The 10,546-nt window shown below is 69.1% G+C and carries 9 protein-coding genes; 5 read left to right on the top strand and 4 right to left on the bottom strand.

The features are described 5' to 3' along the window. The 3 genes from DPV74_RS34405 to DPV74_RS34395 form a co-directional block, all read left to right on the top strand. Nucleotides 1-634: iron ABC transporter permease (locus tag DPV74_RS34405; protein WP_162923219.1), on the top strand; the 634-nt coding region annotated here is incomplete at its 5' end. A gap of 19 nt (nucleotides 635-653) precedes the next feature. Continuing rightward, nucleotides 654-1,475, top strand: coding sequence for a heme ABC transporter ATP-binding protein (locus tag DPV74_RS34400; RefSeq protein ID WP_119338817.1), 822 nt, complete (start codon nucleotides 654-656; stop codon nucleotides 1,473-1,475). A 98-nt stretch (nucleotides 1,476-1,573) separates the two neighbouring features. After that, the gene (locus tag DPV74_RS34395) at nucleotides 1,574-1,957 is read left to right on the top strand and encodes a VOC family protein (RefSeq protein WP_119338816.1); all 384 of its coding nucleotides are present in this window, start codon (nucleotides 1,574-1,576) and stop codon (nucleotides 1,955-1,957) included. A gap of 21 nt (nucleotides 1,958-1,978) precedes the next feature. On the opposite strand, the gene DPV74_RS34390 is transcribed toward DPV74_RS34395, so the two are convergent. Both DPV74_RS34390 and DPV74_RS34385 read right to left on the bottom strand, forming a co-directional pair. After that, on the bottom strand, nucleotides 1,979-2,590 hold the full coding sequence (locus DPV74_RS34390) for a trimeric intracellular cation channel family protein (RefSeq protein WP_060083793.1): 612 nt from the start codon (nucleotides 2,588-2,590) through the stop codon (nucleotides 1,979-1,981). An 8-nt stretch (nucleotides 2,591-2,598) separates the two neighbouring features. Beyond that, complete coding sequence (locus DPV74_RS34385) at nucleotides 2,599-4,716, bottom strand: penicillin-binding protein 1A (protein WP_119338815.1); 2,118 nt, start codon at nucleotides 4,714-4,716, stop codon at nucleotides 2,599-2,601. Between the two features lie 237 nt (nucleotides 4,717-4,953). Between DPV74_RS34385 and DPV74_RS34380 the strand changes: the two genes are divergently transcribed. Next, nucleotides 4,954-5,748: an aminoglycoside phosphotransferase family protein gene (locus tag DPV74_RS34380; RefSeq protein ID WP_119338814.1), complete on the top strand. Its 795-nt coding sequence runs from the start codon at nucleotides 4,954-4,956 to the stop codon at nucleotides 5,746-5,748. 302 nt (nucleotides 5,749-6,050) lie between these two features. Here the strand turns inward: DPV74_RS34380 and DPV74_RS34375 are convergent, their stop codons facing one another. Then, nucleotides 6,051-7,484 (bottom strand): aldehyde dehydrogenase family protein, encoded by a 1,434-nt coding sequence (locus DPV74_RS34375; RefSeq protein WP_119338813.1) that lies wholly within the window; start codon nucleotides 7,482-7,484, stop codon nucleotides 6,051-6,053. Between the two features lie 119 nt (nucleotides 7,485-7,603). On the opposite strand from DPV74_RS34375, the gene DPV74_RS34370 reads away from it, so the two are divergent. After that, the gene (locus DPV74_RS34370; RefSeq protein WP_162923218.1) at nucleotides 7,604-8,530 is read left to right on the top strand and encodes a LysR family transcriptional regulator; all 927 of its coding nucleotides are present in this window, start codon (nucleotides 7,604-7,606) and stop codon (nucleotides 8,528-8,530) included. Nucleotides 8,531-8,680: 150 nt separating this feature from the next. Here the strand turns inward: DPV74_RS34370 and DPV74_RS34365 are convergent, their stop codons facing one another. Further along, on the bottom strand, nucleotides 8,681-9,517 hold the full coding sequence (locus DPV74_RS34365) for a bifunctional allantoicase/(S)-ureidoglycine aminohydrolase (protein ID WP_027790398.1): 837 nt from the start codon (nucleotides 9,515-9,517) through the stop codon (nucleotides 8,681-8,683). Between the last annotated feature and the right edge of the window lie 1,029 nt (nucleotides 9,518-10,546).

The following is a 10,546-nucleotide window of genomic DNA, read 5'->3' as shown; positions in this document are numbered from 1 at the left end:
GGGCGCGCTCGCGGTCGCCGCGCTCGTCTACCGGCTCGCCGCGTCGCGCGGCCGGCTCGCGTTGCCGCTGCTGCTGCTCGCCGGCATCGCGATCAATGCGCTGGCCGGCGCCGCGATCGGGCTGCTCACGTTCGTCGCCGACGATGCGCAGCTGCGCTCGCTGACCTTCTGGAGCCTCGGCAGCCTCGGCGGCGCGCAATGGTCCGCGCTGGCGGCCGTCGCGCCGTGCGTCGCGATCGGCTGCGTGCTGCTCGCACGCGAACGCGACGCGCTGAACGCGTTGCAGCTCGGCGAAACCGAGGCGCTGCACCTCGGCGTGCCGGTGCAGCGGCTGAAGCGGCGCGTGCTCGTCGCGGTCGCGCTCGCGGTCGGCGCGCTGGTATCGTGCGCCGGCATCATCGGCTTCATCGGGCTCGTCGCGCCGCATTGCGTGCGTCTCGCGTGCGGCCCCGACCAGCGCGTCGTGCTGCCCGGCGCCGCGCTGCTCGGCGCGTTGCTGACGCTCGCCGCCGATCTCGCCGCGCGCACGGTCGCGGCGCCGGCCGAAATTCCGCTCGGCGTGCTGACCGCGCTGCTCGGCGCACCGTTCTTTCTGGCACTGCTGTGGAAAAGCCGCGGCGCGCTCGGCGGGTAACCCTTTCTTCACGACGACCATGCTGACCGCACACCATCTCGACGTCGCGCGCCGCCACAACGCCATCCTCCGCGACCTGTCGCTGTCGATCGAACCGGGCCGCGTGACCGCGCTGCTCGGCCGCAACGGCGCGGGCAAGAGCACGCTGCTGAAGACCTTCGCCGGCGAACTGACCGGCAGCGTCGCGCCGAGCGGCGTACGCGTGACCGGCGACATCACGCTGAACGGCGAACCGCTCGCGCGCATCGACGCGCCGCGCCTCGCGTGCCTGCGCGCGGTGCTGCCGCAGGCCGCGCAACCGGCCTTCCCGTTCAGCGTCGACGAAATCGTGCTGCTCGGCCGTTATCCGCATGCGCGGCGCAGCGGCGCGACATCGCATCACGATCGCGACATCGCGTGGCGCGCGCTCGAACGCGCGGGCGCCGACGCGCTCGTCGGCCGCGACGTCACGACGCTGTCGGGCGGCGAACTCGCGCGCGTGCAGTTCGCGCGCGTGCTCGCGCAGCTATGGCCGGACGACGACGCAACGGAGAGCGGCCCGCGCTACCTGCTGCTCGACGAACCGACCGCCGCGCTCGACCTCGCGCACCAGCACCGGCTGCTCGACACCGTGCGCTCGGTCGCGCGCGAATGGCGGCTCGGCGTGCTCGCGATCGTCCACGATCCGAACCTCGCCGCGCGGCACGCGGATACGATCGCGATGCTCGCCGACGGCACGATCGTCGCGCACGGCACGCCGCGCGACGTGATGACGCCCGCGCATATCGCGCAGTGCTACGGGTTTTCCGTGAAGATGGTGGAAACCGGCGACGGTGCGCCGCCGGTCATGGTCCCGGCATGACGCCGCGGGTGCATGCGGGGCGGCCGCTTCCCGGTCGTCGATCGGCGCGCCCGACTTTCAGGCAGCCTCATTCGCGCTTCCCTTTCGAGGAGACTCCCATGCCGCTTCCGATGACCCGCATCATCCTGTACGTCCAGGACGTCACGCTGCTGAAGGCGTTCTATCAACGCCATTTCGATCTGCCTGTCATCGAGGAAATCGACGGTGAATGGGCGGTGCTCGACGCGGGCGCGATCGAACTCGCGTTGCATCTGGCCGGCCCGGCGTTTCGCCACGCGGCCGCGCCGTCGAATGCGAACCCGGAGACGAACAACATGAAGCTCGTCTTCCGGATCGACGCCGACATCGACGCGCATCGCGACCGTCTCGCGCGCGACGGCGTCACCGTGCGCGACGTCAAGCGCTTCGACGGATTCCCGTACCGGCTGCTCGACGGCATCGATCCGGAAGGCAATGTCTTCCAGGTGATGCAGCCGGACTGAACGCCGCCGCGCGGCCACGCGTCAATGCCCGACGTCGGCCGCGCCGAAGGTCCGCATCTTCCACCCGAGCCGCACGGCCAGCATCCGCATCGAGAAACCGGCCGCCAGCGCGACCACGGTCGCCGCGTCCGCATCGATGCCGAGATGCTGCATCCCGACATACAACGCCCCCGTCACGAACGCGACGCTCGCGTACAGTTCCTCGCGCAGGATCAGCGGCATCTCGTTGCACAGCAGGTCGCGCAGCATCCCGCCGCACACGCCGGTGATCGCGCCGGCCAGCACGACGATGATCGGCGCGGCGCCGGTCGACGCGCCGATGTCGCAGCCGATGATCGTGAACGCGGCGAGGCCGATCGCGTCGACGGTGACGAACAGCGTCTTCATTCGCGCGACATGCCGGGCGGCCCACGATGCGACGGTTGCCGCGGCCAGCGTAATCACCAGGTATTCGGGATGCGCGATCCAGCCGAGCGGATAGTGGCCGAGCAGCACGTCGCGCACGGTGCCGCCGCCGAGCGCCGTCACCGCGCCGACGAGCGCGAGCCCGAAGCGGTCCATCCCGCGCCGCATGCCCATCAGCGCACCCGACATCGCTTCCGCGACGATCGCAATCAGATAAAGCGTATGCATGATGCGCGTCAGTCGTCGGTACGGAACAGGTCGAGCACGCGCTCGCGCTCGGCCGCGTCGACGGCCGCGGGCATCGGCTCGTCGGGTTTGCCGCTGCCGGCCGGCGCATCGGAGGCGTCCTGCGCCGCCGCGCCGCCGCAGGCGAAGCGGCTGCGGATGTACGACGGCACGTCGGCCGTGCACGTGCCGCGCGTGTATTCGGCGTAGACGAAATCGCCGTCGACGAGCGCGACGTCCTGCGGCGGCGTCGCATCGACCGGCGTGCGTCCGTCGACGGCCGTCTTCATGTAGTCGAGCCAGACCGGCAGCGCCAGCGTCGCGCCGGTCGCGCGCCCCATCGGGCGCGGCGTGTCGTAGCCGAGCCACGCGACCGCGACGACCCCCGACGAGTAGCCGGCGAACCACACATCCTTCGACCCGTTCGACGTGCCCGTCTTGCCGGCCGCGTCGTCGCGGCGCAGCGCGAGCGCGCCGCGCGCGGTGCCGGCCTTCACGACGTCGCGCAGCATGCTGTCCATCAAGAATGCGTTACGCGCCGACACGACGCGCGCGCCTTCCGGCGTCGTGGCCTCGTACATCGCGCCGCCGTGGCGCTGCTTCACCGACAGGATCAGGCGCGGCTCCATCCGCGTCCCGCCGTTCGCGAACACGCTGTACGCGCTCGCGAGTTCGAGCGGTGTCACCGCGCCCGCGCCGAGCGCGAGCGGCAGCGACGCCGGATTACGCTGCGCGTCGAAGCCGAAATGCACCGCGTGCTGCTGCACGTAGCGCGCGTCGGTGGCCTGCATCAGGCTGACCGCGACCAGGTTCTTCGAGCGCACGAGCCCGCGCCGTACCGGGATGAAACCCTCGTAGCGGTTGCCGAAATTGCGCGGACGCCACGGCCGCGCGCCGGTTTCCTCATGGGTGAGCGTGCGCTGCGTATCGTCGACGAGCACACCCGGGAAGTAGCCCTTCTCCAGCGCGGCCGAATAGACGAACGGCTTGAAGCTCGAACCCGGCTGGCGATACGCCTGCAGCGCATGGTCGAACACGTTGCGATTGAAATCCGCGCCGCCGACGAGCGCGAGCATGTCGCCGGTGGCCGCATCGAGCGACACGAGCGCGCCTTCGAGCCCGTTGCGCGCATCGCGCTTCGCGCCCGGCTGCCGGCTCAGCGTGCGCTGGAGCGCGGCTTCGGCCGCGCGCTGGTCGCGCATCGAGATCGTCGTCGTCACGTCGAGGCCGAGCGTATAGGCGTCGTCGTGAAAGCGCTCGACCATCATCCGGCGCGCGCGTTCGGCGACGTACGGCGCGGCGACGATCCCGGGCGGCGGCGTGGTCGCCAGCGCGATCGGCGCGTCGACGGCTGCGCGATAAGTCGCGTCGTCGAGCTGGCCGAGTGCGTGCATCCGCCCGAGCACGTAGTTGCGCCGCGCGGTCGCGCGCGCCGGATTGACGACCGGGTTGAACGCGGACGGCGCCTTCGGCAGCCCCGCGAGCACGGCCGCCTCGCCCGCGTTCAGCGCGTCGAGCGGCTTGCCGAAATACACGTTCGCCGCCGCCGCGAAACCGTATGCGCGCTCACCCAGGTAGATCTCGTTCATGTACAGCTCGAGCAGCTTGTCCTTGCTGTATTCGCGTTCGAGCTTGGCCGCCATCAGGATCTCGGCGAGCTTTCGGCTCAGCACCTTGTCGCGCGTCAGGTAGAAGTTGCGCGCGACCTGCATCGTGATCGTGCTCCCGCCCTGACCCGGCTGCCCCGTCACGACGTTCGCGAACGTCGCGCGCGCGAGGCCGCCGACATCCACCGCGCCGTGCTGATAGAACTTCGCGTCCTCGGCCGCGAGCAGCGCGTGCCGCATCAGCGCCGGGATGCGTTCGAGCGGCACGAACTCGCGCCGCTCGACGCCGTATTCGGCGAGCAGGTCGCCATCGCGCGAGAAGATCCGCAGCGGCAGCGCGGGACGATAGACGGCGAGGTGCTCGACGGACGGCAGCTGCGTCCAGATGCGATTGATCGTCCATGCGCCGATGCCCGCGCACGCGAGCGTCAGGCCGAGCAGCGCGCCCGCGAGCGTGCGCCATGCGCGACGGCGGCGCGGCGGCGGCACGGACGGCGGAGGGGATGCGGTGTGGTCGGTCATGTCGGGCTCCTTCTTCGATGCTGCGACGGCCGGCGCGCGATATGCACCGACCGGTCACGAAAGGCGCGCATTGTCGAAGGGATCGCGCAAAACCGGAACATTCTTTAGCCAAAGTTTGGCTGGCTAAATTTTATTTAGGAAAGGGTGTCGGGCCGTTCACGTCGAACGTGCGGGCACGTCAAACGCGGCCGGGAGAACCGCGCTGCGCGCGATCCGTTTCGCCTGTAGCATCGTGTGATGTTCGATCGATACCTCGGCCTGTGGGGCCTCGTACCCGACGGCGGCCCGATCCTGACCGCGAGCGGCGGCCTGTTGCCCGTTCTCTGGCAGGCGCGGCCCGCGATGCTGAAGGTCGCCACCTGCGACGAAGAGCGGCGCGGCAACGCGCTGATGACGTGGTGGAACGGGCACGGCGCGGCGCAGGTGTGGCAGCACGACAGCGACGCGATCCTGCTCGAGCGCGCGCAGCCCGCGCCGTCGCTGGCCAAATTGTCCGCATCGGGTCACGACGACGACACGATGCGCATCGCATGCGGCGTCGTCGCCCGGCTGCACGCGCATCGTGCGCCGGAGCCGGTTTCGGTCGTGCCGCTGCGCGACTGGTTCCGTTCGCTGCTGTCGGACAACGCCGGCAACGACGTGCTGCATTGCTCGGCAACGATCGCGCGCGAGCTGCTGGCCGGGCCGCCCGTCGACGAAGTCGTCCTGCACGGCGACATCCATCACGACAACATTCTTCATTTCGGCGATCGCGGATGGCTCGCGATCGACCCGAAAGGGCTGCGCGGCGATCGTGCGTTCGACTACGCGAACCTGTTCTGCAATCCGGCGCACGAGATCGCGGTCGATCCGGCGCGCTTCACGCAACGCGTCGTGTGCGTGGCCGATGCCGCGCGACTCGATCGCCGTCGGCTGCTGAAGTGGATTCTGGCGTGGGCGGGCCTGTCGGCCGTGTGGCTGATGGAGGATGACCTGCTGCCCGAAACCCGGCTGGCGGTCGCGCAGCTCGCCGCGCACGCGCTCGGCTTGTAGCCGCGCAACGCAGCGGCATCCGCGAGCAGCCTCGCATCGTCAGGATGCGCCGCATGCGTCCGTTCCACCTCCGAGGCTTGGAATCACCGGCCGCGCCTTTTCACCAGCGATGCGCGTGCGATGTGCAGCCGCATGAGATACGCAAACGCGGCCGCACGGCGGACAAGGGCATTGAGGGCAAGTGCCTGCTCACGCGACCCGGCTTGCGCGCCCGATCACCGGTGATGCATGCGTGATGCATCAGCATGAGAGACGCAAACGCCCCCGCACGGCGTACAGGGGCATCGAATGCGAGCGCCTGCTCACGCGACCTGGCTTGCGCTCCCGATCAGGGTCTTGGGTTCCAGATACGCGCCGATGCCCCACCGGCCCATTTCCCGCCCCAGCCCCGAATGCTTGAAGCCGCCGAACGGCGCAAGCGGCTCGTGGGCCAGCGTATTGACGAGCACGCGGCCGGAATCGATCTGCAGCGCCACGCGCTCGCAGCGTTCGAAGTCCTTGCCCAGCACCATCGCGCTCAGGCCGTAGCGCGTATCGTTGGCGATGGCGATCGCATCGGCGTCGTCTTCGTAAGGGATGAGGGTCAGCACCGGCCCGAAGATTTCTTCCTGCGCGATCCGCATCCGGTTGTTCGCCCGGGAAAAGACCGTCGGTTTCACGAACCACCCGGCCTGCAAACCATCCGGCCGACCTTCACCGCCCGCCAGCAGCACCGCGCCTTCTTCCTGCCCGATGCGGATGTAGTGCTGCACCCGCTCCCATTGCTTCGCGCTGACCATCGGCCCGATGTCGGTGCCGGCATCGCGCGGATCGCCTGAGCGCACACGCGCCACCGCCTGGCTGATCGCGTCTTCGAATTCCGCGAGCCGATGGCGCGGCACCAGCACGCGCGTCCCCGCGATGCAGGCCTGGCCGCTGTTCATGAATCCCGCCTGCAGCACGAGCGGCATGATGCTCGCGAAATCCGCATCGTCGAGCACCACCGTCGGCGATTTGCCGCCGAGCTCCAGCGTCACGCGCTTCATCGTCGCCGCGCCGGCGCTCACCAGATGCTGGCCCACCGCGGACGAGCCGGTGAACGAAATCTTCGCGACGTCGGGGCTGCGCGAGATCGCGTCGCCGACCACGTCGCCGCGCCCGTTGACGATATTGAACACCCCCTTGGGCAAGCCCGCCGCATGCAGCGCCTCGGTGACGACCTGCGTCTGCATCGCGCTCATCTCGCTGGGCTTGATGACCGCGGTGCAGCCTGCCGCCAGCGCGGTGGCCAGCTTGTTGCAGATGAATCCCGCATCGCTGTTCCACGGCGTGATCAGGCCGGCCACGCCGACGGGCGTCATGATCACGCGGGCCGAGCCGGCCTGCTCCTCGAACGCGAACGTCTCCAGCGCGGCGATGGCCTGCCGGATCGCGTCCGCCGGATAGGTCGCCATCCAGCGGCCGCGCTCGACCGGCGCGCCGTATTCGGTCACGACGGCCTCCATCAGGTCGCCTTCCCGCGCGACGACGGCGTCGCGCATGCGCTCGAGCGCGGCGATCCGTTCTTCCCGCGTGGTGCGCGACCAGCCGGGAAACGCGGCCTTGGCCGCGGCGATCGCCCGTTCGGCATCCTGCTCGTCGCCGAGCCGGACCTGCCCGATCACCCGCTCGGTGCTCGGGTCGTGCAGGTCAAACCATTCGTCGCCGTGCGGCGTCACGAATTCGCCGTCGATGTAGATCTGTTCGATGCGTTGCATGGTGCGTACTCCTTGTGTGCGTATCCGACAAGCCGTCATGACACGCAGTCTAGGAATACATTACTGTTCCGATAAGCCGCCTTATCTCTGATGACTCATCCCGAAAATCAGGACAATCGATGCACCGCACCGGAATGACCGAGCTGGAAGTGGTCCTGGCCGTCGCGCGCCGCAGCAGCTTTCGCGGCGCGGCGCTGGAGCTGGGCATGTCGACGACGGCGGTGAGCAGCGCCGTGGCCGGACTGGAAGCGCGCCTGAAGGTGCGCCTGTTCAACCGCTCGACACGCAGCGTGTCGCTGACCGATGCGGGCCAGCGCTACGTGGAGCGCATCGCGCCCGCGCTCGCCGAGATCAGGAGCGCCGGCGAGGATGCCGCCGCCGGGCCCGACACACCGAGCGGCACGCTGCGCATCAACGCGCCGCAGGGGGCCGCGCATCTGTTGCTGGGGCCGCTGTTCCATCCGTACGCGCAGCGTTACCCCGACGTCCGCATCGACATCGTGAGCGAGTCGCGCCTGATCGACATCGTCGCCGAGGGGTTCGACGCCGGCATCCGTCTGGCCGAAGCCGTGCCGCAGGACATGATCGCCGTCGCGCTGTCGCGCGAAATCCGCATGCTGGTGGTCGCAACGCCCGAGTACCTGAAACGCCACGGCACGCCGCGCCATCCGCGCGACCTGCTCAAGCACCAGAGCATCGGCATGCGCATGGCCCACGGCGGCATCTATCACTGGGAGCTCGAACGCAACGGGCAGAAGCTGCAGATGGACCTGCCCGTGCGGTTCGCGCTCAACGAACTGGCCGCGATCAAGCAGGCGATCCTGTTCGGGCTGGGCATCGGTTTCATTTCCGAATGGTTCATCGGCGAAGAACTGAAGAGCGGCGCGCTGGTGCCGGTGCTGGCGCCGTGGTGCCCGTCGTTCGGCGGGCTGCGGCTCTACTATTCGGGCCATCGCTTCGTGCCCGCGCGGTTGCGCGCGCTGATCGACCTGGCGCATGAGCTGCGCCTGACCGATGTGCCGTTGAGCGTCGGACGCAAGGAATGACGCACGGGATGGCCCGCGCCGCCGCCGTTCGGGCGACGGCAAGGTTACCGGCCCTGGAGTCGACATGCGCATCCCGTACAACCGCCGCGCAAAGAAAAAACCCGCCGGCATGCGCCAGCGGGTTTTTACATTCGACTGCCGACGCAGCGCTCAGCGCGCCGGGTTCAGCGTCAGGTTCATGTGACGGTTCACGTCTTTGTACAGCAGGTAGCGGAAGCGGCCGGGGCCACCCGAATAGCATGCCTGCGGGCAGAACGCGCGCAGCCACATGAAATCGCCCGCTTCGACCTCGACCCAGTCCTGGTTCAGGCGATAGACGGCCTTGCCTTCGAGCACGTACAGCCCGTGCTCCATCACGTGCGTTTCAGCGAACGGAATCACGCCGCCCGGTTCGAACGTCACGATGTTCACGTGCATGTCGTGGCGCATGTCGCTCATGTCGACGAAGCGCGTCGTCACCCATGCGCCGTTGGTACCCGGCATCGGGATCGGCTCGACGTCCTGCTCGTTGGTCACGAATGCGTCCGGCAGCGGAATGCCGTCGACGGCCTGGTAATGCTTGCGCACCCAGTGGAAACGCACCGCGGCATCGCTGACGTTGTGCAGCGTCCAGTCCGCGCCCGGCGGAATGAACGCGTAGCCGCCCGGCTTCAGCACGTGCTTCGTGCCCTGCAGCGTCAGCTCGGCTTCGCCTTCGACGACGAACAGCACGGCTTCGGCGTTCTTGTCCTGCTCGGGCTTGTCGCTGCCGCCGCCCGGGTTCACTTCGACGATGTACTGCGAGAAGGTTTCCGCGAAACCCGACAGCGGGCGGGCGATTACCCACAGGCGCGTGTTCGTCCAGAACGGCAGCCAGCTCGTGACGATGTCGCGCATCACACCCTTCGGGATCACCGCGTACGCCTCGGTGAACATCGCGCGATCGGTCAGCAGATCGGTCTGCGGCGGGTGGCCGCCGTGCGGCGCGTAATACGTTGTCTTAGACATAGTGCATCCAGGCAATGGGTTGGTCCGGCCCCGGGCGCCAACGGCATCGGGCGGCACACATGCGCGTGGGGCACGCATGCGGCGGCGGGACATCGTTGCCGGGGTGGCTTGAAGGCGCACGCGCCTTCGTTCGGTCGGCCAGGCTTCGCGACGGGTTCGTCCGGTTCATCGGACGCAGCGGCCCATGCTTGCGGGGCCGGCGGCCGGGCCGTGGCGCTCGCGTTCATGCGGCGACGCGCGGCCGGCGGCACGGTTCGACGCCGTACGCGAGCATCGCCGACGATAGCGAAGTCGTTCGCAATCGACCAATTAAATGTTGCGATGGATTCCATTCGATTTCCCACTACCTGCCGGCACCCGCGATACGCGGTGAGGGAGCGTGGCGCGACGGTCTGGCTATCCGGGAAATCCTGACGGGCGGGGCCGTGCAAACGCACGTCGGAGGCGCTGAAGGCGCGGGTACGCAACTGCGGTCACGCGGGTCGCGATACATCCGGTTACGCAGATTGGCGCGCGCCGAAGCGTGCACGGCTGCGAGCCGCTCCGCACCGATCATGAGCCGTCGTCGGACTGAAACGGGTCAACGGGGCGGAACGAGGATCGAACGGGGTCGAATGGAACGCCAAGGATGTCGACGCTGCGCGGACGCGTTCCGTCGCGAGAGGCGGTGTAGCCGGAAAACGGGGAAATGCTGCGAGGAGGGGAAACTGGCCGGCCCATCGATCGGGCATCCGGCCGCGGCTGGTGAAGCCGGAAAATGTTCGCCGGTCTGGCCGGCGATGGCGGCCCGGCAGGCCGCCGGGCCGAATCTCGCGTCGGAAGCCGACGCCGTCTACGCGCCGGTGCGCGGTTCGCGCACCGTGCCGCGCGAGCGGCGATCAGTCCCAGTCGCGGTGGTGACGATGCTTGCGGTGGCGATAGCCACGATCGCCATGATCGCGCTCGTACGAGCTGCGCGACATGTTGCCGCCGAGCGCCGCGCCGGCGCCGCCGCCGACCGCCGCACCCAGCAGGCCGCCCGTGCGGCCG

Source organism: Burkholderia sp. HAN2018, from assembly GCF_024704855.1.
In the GTDB taxonomy this organism is placed as follows: Bacteria; Pseudomonadota; Gammaproteobacteria; order Burkholderiales; family Burkholderiaceae; genus Burkholderia; species Burkholderia cepacia.
The sequence above is the reverse complement of the archived record's forward strand: the minus strand, read 5'-3'. Positions and strand labels throughout refer to the sequence as shown.